The organism is Candidatus Tisiphia endosymbiont of Parasteatoda lunata, assembly GCF_964030955.1.
Taxonomy (GTDB): domain Bacteria; phylum Pseudomonadota; class Alphaproteobacteria; order Rickettsiales; family Rickettsiaceae; genus Tisiphia.
Window position 1 is genome coordinate 2,050,663 of sequence record NZ_OZ035003.1, and the last position, 20,545, is coordinate 2,071,207.

The window sequence follows — 20,545 nt, forward strand, 5'->3', positions numbered from 1 at the left end:
TTAATGGTTTTTCTTACAAATCACCATATAGTATTTATCATTTTTTTCTAGAGCTAATTCTTCACTATTTAATATGGTAAACTTAGTTTGACCTAAAGCTTTCTTAATATCTGCTATAGTAAAAATAAATTCTTTTCTCTTTAATGAAAGGTTTGTGACATTATCTATTGGTAAACAAAATGCAAAATATCCTAATGCATTAACTATAGAATAAATAGAATTAAAGTAATCTAATAGGTTCTTAGTAAAAGAAAGAGAGTTAAAACTCATTACTACATCATATTTATTAGAGTCGTGTTTAATAAAATCCGATATTGAAATTTCTAATAACTGATCATAAATATTGCCATATACGGTAACAAGCTTATTCATAATTTCTGAATTTTCAACACCGGTAAAAGTAAAGCCATCAGGAAAACGCTTTGTCACTTCATAACCCACTAAGCCTATATTACTACCTAGCTCCAAAATATGGTAATTATCAGGTAAGTCTGTTATGTTATTCATAGTTGTACTTATAAAACTGTAAGGTAGGTATAGTTTATTATTGGTGCGAAATTTATTGCCATAATATTCAGCGGTAAGATTTTTATATTGATGCCAAATTTGCGGTGGAATCTCTGACAAATTATTATAATTTTGTAGAAAAGATGCTAACTTTATTTGATCAGCTTCAAAAGCTCTTTGTAGATGATACAAAGCTTTTTCATAGTTATTTTTTAAGAAATATGTCCAACCAAGCCAATAATTAGCTTGATGGTCGTTAGGAGAAAGAATTTTATCAACCAATTTAAGCCTTAGTATAGCGTCATTTAAGTTATTTTTATACAAATGTTCTATACCAAGATTAAAATTAGTTGCTTTTAAGTGTGTTACCTTATATTTTACATCGACAAAATAATTGATAGATGTAAAGATTTTCTCCCTATACCAAGATGGGAAATTCTTACTACAATTATAGTATAATTTTATTTTGTCTTTTATTGAGCCGTAACTGTTACGAATAATTTTGCTGCCGAACATAAATTGCTATAAATTTGATTTTTTAAACATATATTCATCATATGATAACATATATATCAAATGACACTAATACTTAATAGTAATAAATTATATTGTACTAAATTCTGCTTTCAAGAATTGTTTTTTTTAACAATTATAGTATAATACACCCCCATTTTGGATAAGAATTAACAAATTCTTATCCAAAATTCGCGTAATACGAAAATAATTATAAGGTTTTATAGAATCATGCCACTTATTGCTAAACGCTTAGATCTAATAAAACCATCTCCAACTTTAGCTTTAGTAAAAAAAACATTTGAACTAAAAAAGCTAGGTAGAGATATAATCTCTCTTGGGGCTGGTGAACCTGACTTTGACACACCCAATAATATCAAAGAGGCTGCAATTAAAGCACTGCGAGATGGTTTCACAAAATATACTAATGTTGATGGCATTTTGGAGCTAAAACAAGCAGTACAGACTAAATTCAAGTATGAAAATAATTTAGATTATGATCTAGATGAAATAATCGTGTCAAGCGGTGGTAAACAAGTAATCTATAATTTATTTATGGCTTCCCTTAACCAAGGCGACGAAGTAATTATTCCCAGTCCTTACTGGGTCTCATATCCAGATATGGTAATGTTAGCTGAAGGGATTCCAGTATTTGTTAATTGTGGCATTGACAACAATTTTAAACTTACTATTGAAGCTCTAGAACAAGTAATTACCCAAAAAACTAAATGGTTAATTATTAATTCACCAAGTAATCCAACAGGGGCTGCATACTCTTACCAAGAGTTAGCAGATATTGCTGAGTTACTACGCAAATATCCCAATGTAAATGTTATGTCAGATGATATTTACGAGCATATTATTTTTGATGATTTTAAATTTTATACTTTTGCCCAAGTAGCACCGGATTTAAAAGATCGAATATTTACTGTTAATGGTGTATCAAAAGCTTATTCTATGACAGGATGGCGTATAGGATATGGGGCTGGTCCTAAATCATTAATTAAGGCAATGACTATTATTCAGTCACAAAGTACTTCTAACCCCTGCTCTATAAGCCAAATGGCAGCTATTGAAGCTTTAACTGGCACTCAAGATTTTATTAAACCTAATGCAAAAAACTTTCAAAAAAAACGTGACCTAACCTTATCAATTCTAAGTGATATCAAAGGTGTTAGTTGTGATAAACCAGCAGGAGCATTTTATCTATTTCCTAAATGTAATGAATTATTTGGTTTGAAAACTCCCACTAGTAAAATTATCAAAAATAGTAACGATTTTGGAAAATATCTGCTTGAAGAATGTAACGTTGCGGTTATTCCTGGTATTGCATTTGGTCTAGAAGGTTATTTTAGAATTTCATACGCAACTTCGATAGAAAATTTGGAGCAAGCATGCTCGCGTATAAAGAATGCTTGTAATCAATTAACGTGATAAAAAAAATCCTTAAAAAAAACAATTTTGTACTTAGTGTAGTTACTAAGTTATTGTATACTTATTTGAGAGTGGTTTATTTTACCTGTCGCTGGCAATTTGTTTTTTCAGATAATTACAATAAGCAAGAATTTTTGGCACAAAAAGGGGTGATTTTTGCTTTTTGGCATAATAGGCTGGCTTTCGGTCCAGGAATATTTGCTGGTCATAAAGATATTTATGCACTTATTTCTCCTCATTCGGATGGTAAAATAATTGGTAATATTGTCAATAAGTTTGGCTTTGGGGTAATAAATGGTTCGACTAATAAAAATTCCGTAGCAGCTTTAAAAACAATTGTCAAAAAGTTACATAACGGTAGTAATATAGTGATCACACCAGATGGACCACGTGGACCTATTTATAAAATAAATAGTAATATTAACAAAGTTGCTCAAAAATATAATATAAAATTGATACCAGTTTCTTGTAGTGCTTCTAGATATTTTTTACTCAAAAGTTGGGATAAACTGATTATGCCTCTACCTTTTGGTAAAATAACAGCTTTTATAGGTTTACCGCTGGCTTTTGTAGGAAATGAAAACCAAGACAATATTAATTTAGCACAAGCATTAACAGGGTTGAAGTAAATCTATCTATGATCTATTTATACCATATCTTAAGTTTTCTACTTCTTCCAGTGTATTTTTTTTTATTAGTATTAAGAGTTATTGTTGGTAAAGAAGAGATAAAAAATATTGCTGAACGTTTTGCTATTGGGCATACACATACTAAACGAAACGAAACTTTAGTTTGGATACATGCCGCCAGTGTAGGAGAATCTATGATAGCTCTTACCTTAGTTGAAAATATCAATAATCTTTGGCTAAAAAGAACAATGCCAAGAACCGCCTTAAAATTTTTGGTTACTTCAGGGACTAAATCTTCTGGAAAAATATTACAACAAAAACTACCGCAAAATGCCATTCATCAATTCATTCCTATAGACAATATTATTTTTGTTAAAAAGTTTTTTAGAAATTGGCAACCGAGTTTAGGAATCTTTATTGAATCAGAATTATGGCCATGCCTAATTAGTGAAGGAAAGAAACATTGTAAACTATTATTATTGAATGCACGTATTTCTGATAAATCATTTGAATCATGGAAAAAAATAAGTTCATTTTTTAGGTTAGTTACCGCTAGCTTTAGTGAGATTATTGTGCAAAGTAACCGTGATTTCCAAAAATTTACGCAACTTGGTGTAACAAATATAGTTAATTTAGGTAACATTAAATTTGCCAACAAAAAATTACCTGTAAATGAACAAGAATTAACAATTTTAACACAATATATGAGTGGTAAAAGAGTTATTGTATTTACTAGCACCCATCTAGAAGATGAATCAGTATTACTTAATGTTATAAAACCAATAAAGCAACGATATCCAAATTGCTATTTTATTCTAATTCCACGCCATCCTGAACGTAAAAATGATATAGGAAAAGCATGTACTCAATTAAATTTAACCTATAGCATTAAGTCTGAACAAAACATACCTATTCTGACTGATGATCTTTACATCGTTGATAAATTTGGCGAACTTGGATTGTTTTTTAGCATAGCGTATATCTCATTTGTTGGCGGTTCATTTAAACAAGGTGGACATAACGTACTTGAACCAGCATATTTTGCTAATTATATTATATTTGGGCCAGATATGAGTAATTCTGCTAATATTGCTAATGAAATGCTTACTAATAAAGCTGCTACTCAAATTCGAGATGAAAACGATTTGCTGAATAAAATTGAGTATCTTCTATCTGAGACTGGTACTCAGAAAGCTAAAGTTTATCAGGCTAATGCTTTGGAATTTGTCAATAAAAACCAACAAATTTTAGGTAATTATTTAAATATTATAGAAAAACACTTAGTGGGAAATTAGTGTTATGTTATACTCAGAACATGTGGTATTAGTTGATGAACAAGATAATATCCTTGGAATAGAGGATAAGTTAAAAGCTCATAATTCTAATACTCCATTGCATAGGGGATTTTCTGTATTTCTTTTCAATAGCAAAAAAGAATTTTTGATACAAAAAAGAAGTTTACTCAAAAAAACTTGGGGTGGGTTTTGGTCAAATAGTTTTTGTGGACATCCACAAATTAACGAAACTTATGAACAAGCGGTTTATAGGCATGCAAAATTTGAATTAGGTTTAGTAAATCTGCAGAAAGTATATTTTATTGCTAATTATCGTTATAAATTTGCTATCAATGATATTGTAGAAAATGAAATATGCCCGATATATTTAGCTTTATCAGATGATATTATTAAAATAAATGAACAAGAAGTAGCAGAAGTAAAATTATTTAAATGGCAAGATTTTAAGTTATACATAGAGGAATACTCCGAAAATTTTTCCCCTTGGTGTAAGGAAGAGCTTAAAATATTAGAAAATAACGAAATATTCAAAAAATTTATGGATTCATCTTTATAACTATAGTATAAAACTGGACTATGGCTAACCCGACTAATATTTAGCCAAATTCACAAACGTCATTGCGAGTAGCTACTTTAGTAGCGACGAAGCAATCCATAAAAGTGATTAGCAATGGATTGCTTTGTCGGCTTATGCCTCCTCGCAGTGACACCAGTTTACTATGCCTGAATGCTAAGCGGGTTAGCTATAATGAGTATACTCACCGCAAAAGAATATACAGGGTATTTAGGGGTCATAGCTCAGTTGGTAGAGCGTTTGAATGGCATTCAAAAGGTCGGGGGTTCGATTCCCCCTGGCTCCACCAAATACCTCCAACCTTTCAAAGGTTTTTATAATTTTTTATCTATAGAACAAGAATTTTCAGTAATACAATAGACCTCCTTTGAAACTCTACTTCTGCTGGTGATTTGGACAATGATGCGGTACTCGAATCCGTAACGGAATTAGAGTACGCTGCGGTTCGAGGTGAAGCGTCTCCTTCACACCCTTGCGCACAAGCGAGTTTCGAAAGAGGTCTATTTTTATCGGTTGCTCTTGCTCTCCAATTGCTTCTGTCCTAATTCACGTCAGTTCGGGATAAGATATAGATGAAATAGTAATAGATAAAAGGATTGTCAAAAAGGAGTGCCTGCAGTATTTATATTTTGAAACAAAAAAACAAACTACAGGCATGAAAAAAGATATCACAGAATTATATAGTTTTATAGATGATTTTTGTAAAATTTATTTGGAGTATGAACAGAGAAAGTTATTACCATCAAATAAGCAAAGAAATCGCTGTTGTAGTATGAGTCTAAGTGAAATGTTAACAATAATAATTATGTTTCATACATCCTATGCTAAGAATTTTAAATTTTTCTATAAAAGTTATATAGAGTGCATGCATAAGGATGATTTTCCCAAAGCCTTGAGTTATAATAGATTTGTTGAATTAATGGCACGATTATTCATACCGCTAAATATGTTGATTCATTTGTTGTTTGGTGAGGAAACAGGTATTTATTTTATTGACTCTACAACGATTAAAGCTTGTCACAATAAAAGGCGTTATAGCAATAAAGTTTTTAAAGGATTAGCCAAACATAGTAAATCCTCTATGGGGTATTTTTATGGTTTTAAATTACATGTAATAATCAATAATAAAGGGGAGTTTATGGCATTAAAAGTGACTAAAGGCAATGTAGATGATAGGGTTCCAGTACCGGAGTTAACAAAAAGATTAACTGGAATTATAGCAGCTGATAAAGGTTATATTAAGCAAAATTTGTTCTTAAATTTATATGAAAGAGGCTTAAAAATGATTCATGGAATTAAGAAGAATATGGAAAATAAATTAATGGATTTGAAAGAAAAAATCTTACTTCGAAAGCGTAACTTAATTGAAACAGTTTTTGATTATCTAAAAAATAAAATGAACCTTGAACATACTAGACATAGATCACCAATAAATTCCTTTGTCCATATATTATCTAGTCTGTCCGGCAAAACTCTATAAGTCTTATAGATAATAGGGTTTAATGGCAGAAAATAGTTAACCACTCTGCACTGCAAGTGCAGAGCTTAATATTACGGCATGAATGCCTCATGTATGTACTAACTTAAAAGTTAGAAACTATTTGTGTATGGCTCATTTAGAAAGTGTCACAACACAAAAAGAATATATCTCAGGAGTTTCGCACTTAGCAAAAAATATGTTAATCTAGCAAGAAAGAGTTTTAGTTAAGCATGGCAAGATCAAAATGTAGCAAAGACTTATATAAATCATTTTTACAAGCAAGTAGCGTAAGATATAGTGGTAAAGCATTATCTGAAGTAAGTCCAATAAACCTATCTCATGATAGTGCAAGTCGATGGTTAAATAGTAAGGATTTCCGCCCTAGCGGGATCTACAGAGAAGTGTCAAAATATATTGATAGGGAAGCTTCTTGTTTATTAGTGGGAGATGACACGTTATTGTCAAAGCAATACAGTAAGAAAATTGAGCTTGTACATTATCAATATTCTGGAGCTGTACATGATGTTATACCTGGTATAGGGATGGTCAACTTACTGCATTACAATGCTAAAACTGATCAATCTACCCCTGTAGATTATAGAATATATGATAAAGAAACTGATGGAAAAACAAAGAATGAGCATTTTTGTGATATGCTTACTTTAGCTAAGGAAAGAGGGATCAATCCTGATGCAGTAGTAATGGATGCGTGGTATAGCGGTTTGGAGAATTTGAAACATATACGTAATTTAGGTTGGACATGGGTTAGTAACCTAAGAAAAAATAGAAAAGTTAATCATAATGTTAGCTTAGAAAGTTTAGAGATTCCTGATGAGGGACTAAAAATTCACCTACGTGGATACGGTTGGGTTACGGTATTTAAGTTTGTGGCAAAAAATGGTCGCATTGATTACATAACAACTAACTTAGAAAATCCAACACGTGAACAAATAGAGAAAATTGTTAAGGCACGGTGGTCTATAGAAGTTTATCATCGAGAATTAAAACAAACTTGTGGTATTGAACGCTGTCAGGCACGCACGGGTCGAGCTCAGAGAAATCATATTTGCCTTGCCGTATTTGCTTGGCTCGATATGAACAAAAGGAGGATAAATGAAAAAATTACTTTATATCAACAAACTTGGGAAGTTATAAAAACATCAATTCAGAACAACATTAGATGCCTTTTAGCTGATTCGCAATTTTGCTAACTGCGAAACTCCTGTATCTGTGAAGTGTAAGATTTTGTTAAAAAATATCTGTATGATTCATTCTTATCTTTTCTTGATAAGATATTTAAAATTTATGTTGAAACGACGCACTGCAAGTGCGGGGTTTTTCTCCCAAAGTGGGACAATAAAGAAATCCATAAGAAAATGTTAAAATATGCTAATAAACCTTATGGATTTCAGTCAATATGCCAATAGAAAATATTATCAAATCACAAAAACAAGGAAAACTTTTTGGTTATAAATTAAAAGAAGAATTAAACTCAAATAATAAGCTATATAAATTAAGAGAATTAATAAATTGGTCTGGTCTAGAAGAATGGTTATCAAAAAATGTTTCTATTAAGAGATTTGGTAGAAATAGAAAATGTCATAGAGTGATGCTTGGTGTAATGATGCTACAAGCAATGTATAATTTTTTAGATTCATTAGCAGAGGAAGAACTAAAAGAAAACATGTATTGGCAATATTTCTGTGGGTGGGAATATATAGAAACAGATATAGCGATGTCGGAAACTAGCATAAGAAGATTTCGTAATTTATTAGGTGAATCTGGATATAACGAGATATTAGCAGAGTTGATAAGAGTTGGAATAAGAACTAACACAATTAAAAAAAAGATTTGGAATTGATAATTGCTGATACAACGGTACAAATTAAGAATATCAAGCACCCACATGATGTTTATTTAATGGATAAAGCTAGGCTTAGTATTGTGAAGCTTTGCCAAAGTTTGGGTATAAGTTTAAACGAAACCTACGCTAGAACCTATAAGCGAGATATAATAAAGCTCTGGAAGTATAAAGAGCATAGCAAAGCCAAGAAGCGTTGGAAAATAATGAAGCATTTAAAAACGTTACTTGGTCGTTTGGTTAGAATATGTGAGCGTGAGATAAAAAATCAGAAATTAAACTTATCTATCAGAGATCAAGAAGTATTGAAAAAAGTAAAACAAATACATAGCCAATCTGTTTTAAAAAGAGAAGAGAAAAAGCAATACAAAGAACAGAATAAAATATTGTATAGTTTTCATGCCCCTGAGGTAGAGTGTATAGGGAAGGGAAAACGAAACAAGCCATATGAGTTTGGCAATAAAGTTGCGGTAGTAGTCAGTGGTCGTAGAAATTTTGTACTGTCAGCAAAATCGTTTCATAATAATCCTTATGATGGTCATACATTGCAGCAGAGTTTTGAAGCGGTAGAAAATGTAACTGGAATAAAGATAAAAAAATCGTTTGTTGATCTTGGTTATACTGGCAGCAATGTTAAAGAGAAGAGTAAGGTATATACCCCAAAAACTCGGAAAAAGTTATTGAAAGAAGACAAGTGTATGATCAGGAGACGCAGTGCTATAGAACCAATAATAGGGCATTTGAAACAATATGGCAGGATGGGCAGAAACTTCTTGAAGGGTGTGATAGGAGATGTGATCAATCCAATAATCTCTGCTATAGGTTTGAATTTACGATGTATTGCCAATCATTTACACATCATGCCTAACTCTACATAAAAAAATTATCATTAAAAAACTTGCTAAACGATTAAAAAAAATCGTTAACAATAAGCTCATGTAAAAATTTTACTAAAACAGAAATTTTTCAATAAAATTGAAAACAATTTTTAATTTTAGTGCAAATATTAGAATTTTTTTTGTAAAAATTTTATTCAATCATAGATTATGGGGGGCTTTAAATATTTTTGGCGGACAGACTATCTACTCTTGTTGCTTACTCATTAAAGAAAAATAAACCTTCAACAAAATTTGATTTTAATCTACATGTTCACAATATCCTTATCCCGAATTGACGTAATGCCCAAGTGGTTCTATCTATTGATAAAACCACTTTCCCTTGAGGAATATAATTTTTCATAAACTTATAATAATCATCAATATTGATATTGTCTTCTTGAAGAAATCTATATACCGCTTTTATTTTTGAATCTAATAATTTATCTCCTTCTATTTCTTGCCATATTTTTATATTTGCTTCCTCGACACAACATTAATGATTTTATTATGCCCTTGAACGTATTTAGTCTTATACCAATTGCAATAATTAACACGGTGTATTTATCCAGTCTCTATACATAATTGATTTTACTAAATCTACATTATGAGCAAGTTGATTCCAAGCGTAACAAGCCATAGTGACGATATCTTCATATACACCATAACATTGGTTAGACAAGTAATGATTCTTGATCCATTCCCAAACTTGTTCCATTGCATTAAGTTCCGGTGCATAGGGCGGAAGCGGTATCAAAGTGATATTGCTTGGCACAGTTAGTTTTTTGGCTGTGTGCCAACCTGCATTATCCGTTAGTAAAGCTATATGTCGGTTGCCTTGAATACTGCGAGAAAGGTCTTCTAAGAATTTATTCATTGCCTGTGTGTTTGCATATGGTAAAATTAATGCAAAAGCTTCTCCTGTATCATGGCAAGCAGCTCCATAAATATATGTTGAAATGAATTGCTGTTGCCGAACTTTACGGGGTCTAGTGCCACGCTTAGCCCATATACGAGTTAAGCTACCTTGTTGCCCAACTCGAGTTTCATCCTGAGACCATATATCAACTTTACATCTATCGATATTTTTTGGTAATAATTCTGTTAACATATCTGGAAAGTTTTTTTATATGTATTTTGAGTCTCTTGATTTGACTTTGGATGCATTGAACGAGAAGTAATCCAGCTAAAACCAAGGCGGTGCATAGTATTGTAGACTGTTTTTAACGCACATTTAGCACCATATTCCTCAAGTAACATGATATGTAACTCCTTTCCAGTTATATACCCACCAGTTTTACTTTCACTGAGCGTATTGATTTTATCAAAAAGAGCAGACTCTTGTATAGTGTTAATCTTCCTAGGGGCACCGCTTCTTTGTGATTCAAATAATCCTTCAAAACCATGATTCCTAAATCTTCTGAGCCATGATTGCACAGTTTTCCAGTGTGACTTCACTATTGCAGATATGGCTTTAAAAGATTTGCCTAATTGAAGGTGATACATCGCCAATAAACGTATACGATTTCGACCATGCGGCTCATGTTTCATCATTTTTATAAAATCATGACCTTCAAAACCTTGCGGTAATATTAACCTAGCTATTTGATTACCTTTTATCAGTTAAAAACCCATTTTATAACACTGCGTTAATTATTGCAATTGGTATTATATCTTTCATCTCAAAATGATTATATAGTAATTCGGCTAGTAACATAGAGTACTACAGATTTTTTTGTGTTCAATCTAAAATACTCTATTTACTAGCTCTTGCAACCATACCATCTCTTTTGTCCAGTAGTGTGACTAAATGTACGCCTAGCACCTCGACCCTACAACTCCTTTTACTATCATGATTTTGATTCTATCGTCTATCAACTCTTCATTTACAAGCAGTATACCATTACTTACGTTGGCGTTTTTGGTCTACTTTTTCTGTACTCGTCTGTGCTATAACTTTATTTACAAACAGATAGCAAGGTAAAAATAAGAGTGCTAACCCTAAGTTAAACGTTGCTATCTTTAAGAATCCTTTTTTATATATCTCTAAGGACTCTAGACAATCTACTTCCCCATTTATGGAAGGGATTGACATGAACTTCGATATTAAAATTCCTGCTAAATTAGCAAATGCTGCAAATAACATTATTATACCCATTACCAAGCCTTTTAAGTGTTTAGGTGCAAGTAACGTTGCTTGTTCTTGTCAGGAGTTTCGCAGTTAGCAAAATTGCGAATCAGCTAAAAGGCATCTAATGTTGTTCTGAATTGATGTTTTTATAACTTCCCAAGTTTGTTGATATAAAGTAATTTTTTCATTTATCCTCCTTTTGTTCATATCGAGCCAAGCAAATACAGCAAGGCAAATATGATTTCTCTGAGCTCGACCCGTGCGTGCCTGACAGCGTTCAATACCACAAGTTTGTTTTAATTCTCGATGATAAACTTCTATAGACCACCGTGCCTTAACAATTTTCTCTATTTGTTCACGTGTTGGATTTTCTAAGTTAGTTGTTATGTAATCAATGCGACCATTTTTTGCCACAAACTTAAATACCGTAACCCAACCGTATCCACGTAGGTGAATTTTTAGTCCCTCATCAGGAATCTCTAAACTTTCTAAGCTAACATTATGATTAACTTTTCTATTTTTTCTTAGGTTACTAACCCATGTCCAACCTAAATTACGTATATGTTTCAAATTCTCCAAACCGCTATACCACGCATCCATTACTACTGCATCAGGATTGATCCCTCTTTCCTTAGCTAAAGTAAGCATATCACAAAAATGCTCATTCTTTGTTTTTCCATCAGTTTCTTTATCATATATTCTATAATCTACAGGGGTAGATTGATCAGTTTTAGCATTGTAATGCAGTAAGTTGACCATCCCTATACCAGGTATAACATCATGTACAGCTCCAGAATATTGATAATGTACAAGCTCAATTTTCTTACTGTATTGCTTTGACAATAACGTGTCATCTCCCACTAATAAACAAGAAGCTTCCCTATCAATATATTTTGACACTTCTCTGTAGATCCCGCTAGGGCGGAAATCCTTACTATTTAACCATCGACTTGCACTATCATGAGATAGGTTTATTGGACTTACTTCAGATAATGCTTTACCACTATATCTTACGCTACTTGCTTGTAAAAATGATTTATATAAGTCTTTGCTACATTTTGATCTTGCCATGCTTAACTAAAACTCTTTCTTGCTAGATTAACATATTTTTTGCTAAGTGCGAAACTCCTGCTTGTATTAATGGTCCTATACATAGTTCTCCAAGCTCTATAAATGCTATACCACTTACTAAGTATAATAATCCTATCTTTCCTTCTATATTTGCATTTAAACATCCTATATATAATATAAAAAAGCATATAGCCATGGTAGAAATACCAAAAGCAAATATAGGAGTGGCATATTTTTTATCAAATTTCATATATGCCCCTAATAGAAAACCAAATATTATAATTGAAAAAGGGTTTATTGCTTGAAAAGCAGCAGGTGGAATTGTTAAACCCAATATTTCATTTACAACATTTCTTTGAGTAAATAAGTTGACTAGTGAGCCAAGTTGCATTTCTAATGCAAAAAAACACATAAACAATGTAATTAGTATTAATAATACTGTTACAGGAGTTTCGCACTTAGCAAAAAATATGTTAATCTAGCAAGAAAGAGTTTTAGTTAAGCATGGCAAGATCAAAATGTAGCAAAGACTTATATAAATCATTTTTACAAGCAAGTAGCGTAAGATATAGTGGTAAAGCATTATCTGAAGTAAGTCCAATAAACCTATCTCATGATAGTGCAAGTCGATGGTTAAATAGTAAGGATTTCCGCCCTAGCGGGATCTACAGAGAAGTGTCAAAATATATTGATAGGGAAGCTTCTTGTTTATTAGTGGGAGATGACACGTTATTGTCAAAGCAATACAGTAAGAAAATTGAGCTTGTACATTATCAATATTCTGGAGCTGTACATGATGTTATACCTGGTATAGGGATGGTCAACTTACTGCATTACAATGCTAAAACTGATCAATCTACCCCTGTAGATTATAGAATATATGATAAAGAAACTGATGGAAAAACAAAGAATGAGCATTTTTGTGATATGCTTACTTTAGCTAAGGAAAGAGGGATCAATCCTGATGCAGTAGTAATGGATGCGTGGTATAGCGGTTTGGAGAATTTGAAACATATACGTAATTTAGGTTGGACATGGGTTAGTAACCTAAGAAAAAATAGAAAAGTTAATCATAATGTTAGCTTAGAAAGTTTAGAGATTCCTGATGAGGGACTAAAAATTCACCTACGTGGATACGGTTGGGTTACGGTATTTAAGTTTGTGGCAAAAAATGGTCGCATTGATTACATAACAACTAACTTAGAAAATCCAACACGTGAACAAATAGAAAAAATTGTTAAGGCACGGTGGTCTATAGAAGTTTATCATCGAGAATTAAAACAAACTTGTGGTATTGAACGCTGTCAGGCACGCACGGGTCGAGCTCAGAGAAATCATATTTGCCTTGCTGTATTTGCTTGGCTCGATATGAACAAAAGGAGGATAAATGAAAAAATTACTTTATATCAACAAACTTGGGAAGTTATAAAAACATCAATTCAGAACAACATTAGATGCCTTTTAGCTGATTCGCAATTTTGCTAACTGCGAAACTCCTGTGTTAATCTTTTTCTTTGTAGTGGCGATGATTTTACTATTATGTAAATAAATATACCTAAAATTAGAATACCACACAAAGCAAGTATATTAGCAAAGAACTCACTTGATATAAGCATTCTAGCAACTACAAGAGCAAAAAGAAGGCTAGCTATCATTAATATAGTAAAAATATTTAACCCTAGTATTTTCTTATTCATCAGTTTTGGTCGTGGGGAAATACCATTATCTCCTAACAAATGTTGAAATTTGATAAAAATAGTAAGTCCTAAGATCATACCACCCCCAGCTATACCAAAACCATAGTGCCAACCATATATATAACTACATGATATGGATGCCATGAATGATCCTAGATTTACACCTACATAAAATAAAGTAAATCCTCTACTTCGTTCTGGGTCGTCTTCCTTGTAACATGAACCTAACAAATTAGTTATATTCCCTTTAAACATACCAGTACCTACAGCAATTAACGCCAGGCCTATATATATTAGCTCAGACTCCAATTCAACTAAAGTTAAGGACAGGTGACCAATAGTGATCATGATACCGCCAAGTAGTACCATACTACGAAATCCTGTTAATTTGTCAGCGAGGAAGCCGCCAAGCACAGGACCTGCATAACCAACCGCTGCAAATAATGAATAGATGGCATAAGCTTTTGCATCTTCATACCCTAGACGGGAAGTCAAGAAAAGCACTAAAAGAGACCTCATCCCATAATAACTAAACCGCTCCTACATTTCAACAAAGAATAGTATTATTAAAAATTTGGGAACCCTCGTTGAATTTGGTACATTTAAAATTGTACTCATAAAACACCTACAATATAATGTTAGAATTTGAATGTTATATGAAAGTAGGTCATTCTAAGGTCAAGCCAAAGAACTTACTAAAACTTAATAAGATTCTTTAGCACACACGTCAAACGACAGCACTTTTCAATAACATTTTTTAAAAATTCACATAAATTAAGCGAGAAAACAAAAAATCGCGGTTAAATTATGTGTTATTAAATTAAGAATTAAAGCTTTTTGGAAAAATAGAAATAAGGTGATTAGCACCAATACATGTGAAAATGATGAGGATATGCGGCAAAAGGAAAGAAGATAGAATTTTCGTTAGTATTTTTAACGATTATTGATAATCGAGGGTTTTTTAAATCATCTGATTCTTTTAACATAAAAATAACCTATAATAGATAGAAAATGTTATGCCATATATTTAATATGACATATTTAGTATAATATAGTAGGAAAAAGAGTCAAGTAATTTAAAATACGGTAGCATTTCACCAGCTTCTATAGTAGAATGAGCAAGTTTACTCTGTATAAAAAGGTTATTAGTATGTTAAAAAATTATTCGTGTTTAAAGGGAATCGTATCACAGGATTTAGAAGATCATATAATACCAATTGCAATAATTAACGCAGTGTTATAAAATGGTTTTTTAACTGATAAAAGGTAATCAAATAGCTAGGTTAATATTACCGCAAGGTTTTGAAGGTCATGATTTTATAAAAATGATGAAACATGAGCCGCATGGTCGAAATCGTATACGTTTATTGGCGATGTATCACCTTCAATTAGGCAAATCTTTTAAAGCCATATCTGCAATAGTGAAGTCACACTGGAAAACTGTGCAATCATGGCTCAGAAGATTTAGGAATCATGGTTTTGAAGGATTATTTGAATCACAAAGAAGCGGTGCCCCTAGGAAGATTAACACTATACAAGAGTCTGCTCTTTTTGATAAAATCAATACGCTCAGTGAAAGTAAAACTGGTGGGTATATAACTGGAAAGGAGTTACATATCATGTTACTTGAGGAATATGGTGCTAAATGTGCTTTAAAAACAGTCTACAATACTATGCACCGCCTTGGTTTTAGCTGGATTACTTCTCGTTCAATGCATCCAAAGTCAAATCAAGAGACTCAAAATACATATAAAAAAACTTTCCAGATATGTTAACAGAATTATTACCAAAAAATATCGATAGATGTAAAGTTGATATATGGTCTCAGGATGAAACTCGAGTTGGGCAACAAGGTAGCTTAACTCGTATATGGGCTAAGCGTGGCACTAGACCCCGTAAAGTTCGGCAACAGCAATTCATTTCAACATATATTTATGGAGCTGCTTGCCATGATACAGGAGAAGCTTTTGCATTAATTTTACCATATGCAAACACACAGGCAATGAATAAATTCTTAGAAGACCTTTCTCGCAGTATTCAAGGCAACCGACATATAGCTTTACTAACGGATAATGCAGGTTGGCACACAGCCAAAAAACTAACTGTGCCAAGCAATATCACTTTGATACCGCTTCCGCCCTATGCACCGGAACTTAATGCAATGGAACAAGTTTGGGAATGGATCAAGAATCATTACTTGTCTAACCAATGTTATGGTGTATATGAAGATATCGTCACTATGGCTTGTTACGCTTGGAATCAACTTGCTCATAATGTAGATTTAGTAAAATCAATTATGTATAGAGACTGGATAAATACACCGTGTTAATTATTGCAATTGGTATAAAACATACAATGACTCATCATAATCTTATAGTACAAGCTAATGGATTAGACTATCAAGTAAATATAGACACTCAGTCCGATTCGATACCTAATGTTAAGGTGTACTATACCGATCAGTTTAGTAATGAGCTATTAACTAATTTAGATAAACTAGGAAATGAAGGATTATTTAGTTTGGATAAGTTACCTTACAGTTCTAGGCTTGATTATCTTCGTAGTGAAATTTTAAAAGTAGCTGATTTAAAGAATATGCTACCAAAATCATGGCAAGAAATATCAGCTTTGTTAGACCAATATCTTATATGTGGTACAAAAGTGTGTATTTTAGGTGCATCGTATTATGATAGTGAAACAAGGCAAAAGATGCCTTATGGCTTACATCTAAGACAAACATATAATCATCTACCTCCTAGAGGTATACATGATATACATATGAACCAAGGTGCTTCTTTAATGATGCCGCAAAGTGCAAGTAATGGTATTTATCAAGATGGAGCTATATTTGTAGAAACGCCTAATAATGCAAATAAAGCTTTCTTCTTTAAATTCATGGAGCAATCTTTGGTTACTGATGATGACGGTAACCCTCTTGATGAACAAGGTAAGTCAAAAGCTTGGGCAGATGAATAGGCTCTTAATACAGATAGGTAGGAAAAGGAAAAGATTGTTATGAAAAATTATAGAATTGAAACTGATTCATTTGGAGAAATTAAAGTAGATGATCAATTTTACTGGGGTGCGGGAACTCAAAGGTCTCTTGAAAATTTTAAGATAGGTAATCAAAAAATGCCTATCCAATTGATTAAGGCATTGGCAATTTTAAAAAAATGTGCAGCAAAGGTCAATAGGGAATTAGGTGATCTTAAGCCTGAAATAGCAGAATCAATAGATCAAGCTACCACTAGAATATTAGATGGGGAATTTGATGATCAATTTCCTTTAGTAGTATGGCAGACTGGTTCTGGTACTCAAACTAATATGAATATGAATGAAGTAATCGCCTCTATTGGTAATGAACAGCTAGTAGGTAAAAAGGGTGGTAAATCACCAATTCACCCTAATGATCATGTGAATATGGCACAATCATCCAACGACTCCTTCCCAACTGCTATGCATATAGCAACTGTACTGGCTAGTAAACAACAATTAATCCCAGCATTAACCAGTCTGCATTCAGCGTTAAATACTAAAGCTACAGTTTGGAATAACATAGTTAAGATAGGACGCACTCATTTGCAGGATGCCACGCCAATAACGCTTGGGCAAGAATTCTTTGGTTATGTAACACAAGTGGCATATGCTATAGAACGAGTTGAAGAATCACTCAAAAGAGTATATTTTTTGGCACAAGGTGGCACTGCAGTAGGTACTGGTATTAATTGCCGTAAGGAATTTGCGGTAAAATTCTCTGATCAAGTTGCTGCATATACTAATCATCCTTTCAAAAGTGCTACTAATAAATTTGAGGCATTAGCTACTCATGATGCATTAGTAGAATTTTCTGGTACCCTAAATACTATAGCAGGGAGTTTAATGAAAATTGCCAATGACATTAGACTGTTAGGATCAGGACCAAGATGTGGTTTTGGTGAATTACATCTACCGGAAAACGAACCCGGTTCTTCAATTATGCCAGGTAAGGTCAACCCAACACAAATTGAAGCATTAACTATGGTTTGTGTTCAGGTCATGGGAAATAATCTTACAGTAACTATAGCCGGATCAAATGGTCATCTTGAACTCAATACCTTTAAGCCAGTGATAATCTATAATATTTTGCAGTCAATAGAGTTAATTTCTTCTAGCATCAATAGTTTTGTTACGCATTGTATAGAAGGGTTAGAACCAAATATAGAACGTATTAATAAGCTGAGAGAGCAATCGTTGATGTTAGTAACAGCATTAAATCCACATATAGGTTATGATAATGCGGCAAAAGTTGCAAAAAAAGCCTATCAAGAGGGAATAACTTTAAGAGAAGCGGCTATAAAATTAAATTTTTTATCAGGTGAAGAGTTTGATAGCTTAGTGCTAGCAGAAAATATGGTATGATATAATGGGCAGATGAAGTCTTGCAAGAAGTCTATTGACATATATCACGATATATGTCAATGTTACGTACATTATATGTATAATAAGGGGGATTTATGGATAATGTTGACATTAGGCTACGTATTTCTTCAGAAATTAAGGATGAAGCAGAATTAGTATTTCATGAGATGGGTATGACATTGTCTGAAGCTATCAGGATATTTATAAAGCAATCCATCAATTCTAGAGGACTACCCTTTAGACCGCATGTAAAAAAGCCAAACCTTGAAACTTTACAAGCATTTAAAGAAAGTGAAGAAGGTGATTACACTAAGTCTTCCTTGGCTGAATTTAAACAATCTTTAAATATTGACTAAAGTTGAAACAAATTATACAGGTTACAGTTTTTAAGCGTGACTTAAAGCGTATTGTTAAAAGAAATAAAGATTTAAAAAAACTATATAAGGTGGTAGAAATATTGGTACAAGGTATTCCTTTACCAAGTAAATATCGTTCACACAAATTAATTGGAAATTATGGTTCGAAATATGAATGTCATATTGAACCTGACTGGCTTCTTATTTATGAAATAACTGATGACTTAGTTATATTACACCGCAGTGGTACTCATGTTGATTTATTCGAGTAATTTAAAACAACTCTTAACTATAAGGAAGGTTATTTTATGGTAGAAATTTTTGGATTCTTTACTATACTAACAACAATTTAACTTAACAGGTAGAGTATTATTATGGCTTTACATTTCAAAGCACCAGAGAATATAGTTCTTAAACCAGTTATTACAGTATTTGGTGTTGGGGGAGCTGGTGGTAATGCGGTAAATAATATGGTACTTGCAAAATTACAAGGAGCAAATTTTGTTGTTGCTAATACTGATGCACAATCACTGGAACATTCTTTATGTGATAATAAAATACAGTTAGGAGTTGCTATTACTAAGGGTCTTGGAGCTGGTGCATCTCCAGAGATTGGTGCTTTAGCCGCTGAAGAATCAGCTAACGAGATTAAGGGATACTTAGAGGGTAGCAATATGGTGTTTATCACTGCCGGGATGGGTGGAGGCACTGGTACAGGTGCTTCTCCGGTTGTTGCAAAGATAGCCAAGGAACTAGGAATTCTTACTGTCGGAGTGGTAACTAAGCCTTTTCATTTTGAAGGAAAACATAGAATTAGAACTGCCGAGCAAGGTTTACTAGATTTACAGAAATTTGTTGATACTTTGATAGTAATACCGAATCAAAATTTATTTCGTATAGCAAATGAGAGTACTACATTTGCAGATGCCTTTAAAATGGCAGATGATGTATTACATGCTGGAGTTAGAGGGGTTACTGATTTGATGATCATGCCAGGGCTTATCAATCTAGATTTTGCCGACATTAGAACGGTGATGAGCGAAATGGGTAAAGCTATGATGGGTACAGGGGAATCCTCTGGCGAGGATAGGGCAGTTAAAGCTGCTGAAGCAGCTATCTCTAACCCATTATTAGATCATAACTCAATGCGTGGTGCTAGGGGGGTTTTAATTAACATTACTGGTGGTACGGATATGACATTATTTGAAGTTGATAGTGCTGCTAATAGAATTAGAGAAGAAGTAGGTGATAGCGATGCTAATATTATTTTCGGCTCTACGTTTAATCCAGAATTAAATGGTCTTATTAGAGTATCGGTAGTTGCTACTGGTATTGATGCTGATCACTCAATAAGTAGCAAATCCCAACCTATTGAATTAATAGCAAGTACTACTACGAGTTATGAACAGATGGATAGTCAGTCCAATTCGATAGAAACAACAATATTAGAAGAAATTCCAGATTTTGCTCAATATACTGGTGAAAAGCCTAGTTTAGTGGATTCTGAAACACAACATTTAAATTTAAGTGTTCAAGCAACATCAATTGATATGCTAAATCAGCAAACTATAAGCAGTAATGATGCAAAATCATCTTTACTAAGTAGAATGTGGAATTCACTCATATCTAATACTACTCAAACTCAGGAGCAAATAAAAAAGCCTACACCACCTATTCTTCAGAAGGATAATGTAGAAGTTGATATCCATGATATTCCAACCTTT

General features: G+C 32.8%; 22 protein-coding genes, 1 tRNA gene and 2 pseudogenes. 19 read left to right on the forward strand and 6 right to left on the reverse strand.

Going from position 1 to position 20,545, the window contains the following annotated elements:
• Positions 1-1,023: an SAM-dependent methyltransferase gene (locus tag AAHN00_RS12755; RefSeq protein ID WP_342271488.1), complete on the reverse strand. Its 1,023-nt coding sequence runs from the start codon at positions 1,021-1,023 to the stop codon at positions 1-3.
• Positions 1,024-1,251: 228 nt separating this feature from the next.
• Between AAHN00_RS12755 and AAHN00_RS12760 the strand changes: the two genes are divergently transcribed.
• From AAHN00_RS12760 to AAHN00_RS12805, 10 genes are all read left to right on the forward strand, one after another.
• On the forward strand, positions 1,252-2,454 hold the full coding sequence (locus AAHN00_RS12760) for a pyridoxal phosphate-dependent aminotransferase (protein WP_342271489.1): 1,203 nt from the start codon (positions 1,252-1,254) through the stop codon (positions 2,452-2,454).
• Positions 2,445-3,083 carry a lysophospholipid acyltransferase family protein gene (locus AAHN00_RS12765; RefSeq protein ID WP_342272681.1) on the forward strand — a complete coding sequence of 213 codons (639 nt, stop codon included), beginning with the start codon at positions 2,445-2,447 and terminating at the stop codon, positions 3,081-3,083. The genes AAHN00_RS12760 and AAHN00_RS12765 overlap by 10 nt, the downstream gene beginning before the upstream one ends.
• Positions 3,084-3,091: 8 nt before the next feature.
• Positions 3,092-4,378 (forward strand): lipid IV(A) 3-deoxy-D-manno-octulosonic acid transferase, encoded by a 1,287-nt coding sequence (gene waaA / locus AAHN00_RS12770; RefSeq protein WP_342271490.1) that lies wholly within the window; start codon positions 3,092-3,094, stop codon positions 4,376-4,378.
• 4 nt (positions 4,379-4,382) lie between these two features.
• Positions 4,383-4,934, forward strand: a complete 552-nt coding sequence (gene idi / locus AAHN00_RS12775) for an isopentenyl-diphosphate Delta-isomerase (RefSeq protein ID WP_342271491.1) — start codon at positions 4,383-4,385, stop codon at positions 4,932-4,934.
• Positions 4,935-5,165: 231 nt separating this feature from the next.
• Positions 5,166-5,241 (forward strand) — tRNA-Ala (locus AAHN00_RS12780).
• A gap of 366 nt (positions 5,242-5,607) precedes the next feature.
• Positions 5,608-6,432: an IS982 family transposase gene (locus tag AAHN00_RS12785; RefSeq protein WP_342271492.1), complete on the forward strand. Its 825-nt coding sequence runs from the start codon at positions 5,608-5,610 to the stop codon at positions 6,430-6,432.
• 230 nt (positions 6,433-6,662) lie between these two features.
• Positions 6,663-7,643, forward strand: a complete 981-nt coding sequence (locus tag AAHN00_RS12790) for a transposase (protein ID WP_342271025.1) — start codon at positions 6,663-6,665, stop codon at positions 7,641-7,643.
• 34 nt (positions 7,644-7,677) lie between these two features.
• Positions 7,678-7,815, forward strand: coding sequence for a hypothetical protein (locus tag AAHN00_RS12795; protein ID WP_342271493.1), 138 nt, complete (start codon positions 7,678-7,680; stop codon positions 7,813-7,815).
• 34 nt (positions 7,816-7,849) lie between these two features.
• Positions 7,850-8,293 carry a transposase gene (locus AAHN00_RS12800; protein WP_342271494.1) on the forward strand — a complete coding sequence of 148 codons (444 nt, stop codon included), beginning with the start codon at positions 7,850-7,852 and terminating at the stop codon, positions 8,291-8,293.
• Positions 8,290-9,171 (forward strand): transposase, encoded by an 882-nt coding sequence (locus AAHN00_RS12805; RefSeq protein ID WP_342270907.1) that lies wholly within the window; start codon positions 8,290-8,292, stop codon positions 9,169-9,171. The genes AAHN00_RS12800 and AAHN00_RS12805 overlap by 4 nt, the downstream gene beginning before the upstream one ends.
• Positions 9,172-9,718: 547 nt before the next feature.
• On the opposite strand, the gene AAHN00_RS12810 is transcribed toward AAHN00_RS12805, so the two are convergent.
• Together AAHN00_RS12810 and AAHN00_RS12815 are read right to left on the reverse strand one after the other, a co-directional pair.
• Entirely contained in the window at positions 9,719-10,279 is a 561-nt protein-coding gene (locus tag AAHN00_RS12810; RefSeq protein ID WP_342270961.1) for an IS630 family transposase, read from the reverse strand.
• Entirely contained in the window at positions 10,273-10,722 is a 450-nt protein-coding gene (locus tag AAHN00_RS12815) for a helix-turn-helix domain-containing protein (protein WP_342270962.1), read from the reverse strand. The genes AAHN00_RS12810 and AAHN00_RS12815 overlap by 7 nt, the downstream gene beginning before the upstream one ends.
• Before the next feature lie 539 nt (positions 10,723-11,261).
• On the opposite strand from AAHN00_RS12815, the gene AAHN00_RS12820 reads away from it, so the two are divergent.
• Positions 11,262-11,393 carry a hypothetical protein gene (locus tag AAHN00_RS12820; protein WP_342271495.1) on the forward strand — a complete coding sequence of 44 codons (132 nt, stop codon included), beginning with the start codon at positions 11,262-11,264 and terminating at the stop codon, positions 11,391-11,393.
• Here AAHN00_RS12820 and AAHN00_RS12825 read toward each other — a convergent pair.
• Both AAHN00_RS12825 and AAHN00_RS12830 read right to left on the reverse strand, forming a co-directional pair.
• Entirely contained in the window at positions 11,390-12,370 is a 981-nt protein-coding gene (locus AAHN00_RS12825; RefSeq protein WP_342271025.1) for a transposase, read from the reverse strand. The genes AAHN00_RS12820 and AAHN00_RS12825 overlap by 4 nt on opposite strands.
• A gap of 22 nt (positions 12,371-12,392) precedes the next feature.
• Positions 12,393-12,848: a hypothetical protein gene (locus AAHN00_RS12830; protein ID WP_342272682.1), complete on the reverse strand. Its 456-nt coding sequence runs from the start codon at positions 12,846-12,848 to the stop codon at positions 12,393-12,395.
• 26 nt (positions 12,849-12,874) lie between these two features.
• Here AAHN00_RS12830 and AAHN00_RS12835 point away from each other — a divergent pair, with 26 nt between their 5' ends.
• On the forward strand, positions 12,875-13,855 hold the full coding sequence (locus AAHN00_RS12835; RefSeq protein WP_342271025.1) for a transposase: 981 nt from the start codon (positions 12,875-12,877) through the stop codon (positions 13,853-13,855).
• Here the strand turns inward: AAHN00_RS12835 and AAHN00_RS12840 are convergent.
• A pseudogene (locus AAHN00_RS12840) lies at positions 13,852-14,595 on the reverse strand (oligopeptide:H+ symporter); the annotation flags it as partial. The gene AAHN00_RS12835 and the pseudogene AAHN00_RS12840 overlap by 4 nt on opposite strands.
• 797 nt (positions 14,596-15,392) lie before the next feature.
• Between AAHN00_RS12840 and AAHN00_RS12845 the strand changes: the two are divergent.
• From AAHN00_RS12845 to ftsZ, 7 genes and pseudogenes are all read left to right on the forward strand, one after another.
• Positions 15,393-15,842: a helix-turn-helix domain-containing protein gene (locus AAHN00_RS12845; RefSeq protein WP_342270962.1), complete on the forward strand. Its 450-nt coding sequence runs from the start codon at positions 15,393-15,395 to the stop codon at positions 15,840-15,842.
• Positions 15,836-16,396 carry an IS630 family transposase gene (locus AAHN00_RS12850; protein WP_342270961.1) on the forward strand — a complete coding sequence of 187 codons (561 nt, stop codon included), beginning with the start codon at positions 15,836-15,838 and terminating at the stop codon, positions 16,394-16,396. Before AAHN00_RS12845 ends, AAHN00_RS12850 begins: the two co-directional genes overlap by 7 nt.
• The gene (locus AAHN00_RS12855; protein WP_342271496.1) at positions 16,390-17,043 is read left to right on the forward strand and encodes a DUF2278 family protein; all 654 of its coding nucleotides are present in this window, start codon (positions 16,390-16,392) and stop codon (positions 17,041-17,043) included. The genes AAHN00_RS12850 and AAHN00_RS12855 overlap by 7 nt, the downstream gene beginning before the upstream one ends.
• A gap of 39 nt (positions 17,044-17,082) precedes the next feature.
• Positions 17,083-18,465 carry a class II fumarate hydratase gene (fumC, locus tag AAHN00_RS12860; protein WP_342271497.1) on the forward strand — a complete coding sequence of 461 codons (1,383 nt, stop codon included), beginning with the start codon at positions 17,083-17,085 and terminating at the stop codon, positions 18,463-18,465.
• Positions 18,466-18,560: 95 nt separating this feature from the next.
• Entirely contained in the window at positions 18,561-18,821 is a 261-nt protein-coding gene (locus tag AAHN00_RS12865) for a type II toxin-antitoxin system RelB/DinJ family antitoxin (RefSeq protein WP_341747302.1), read from the forward strand.
• A gap of 2 nt (positions 18,822-18,823) precedes the next feature.
• Entirely contained in the window at positions 18,824-19,093 is a 270-nt protein-coding gene (locus AAHN00_RS12870) for a type II toxin-antitoxin system YafQ family toxin (protein ID WP_341747301.1), read from the forward strand.
• 102 nt (positions 19,094-19,195) lie between these two features.
• Positions 19,196-20,168, forward strand: a pseudogene (gene ftsZ, locus AAHN00_RS12875) (cell division protein FtsZ); the annotation flags it as partial.
• Between the last annotated feature and the right edge of the window lie 377 nt (positions 20,169-20,545).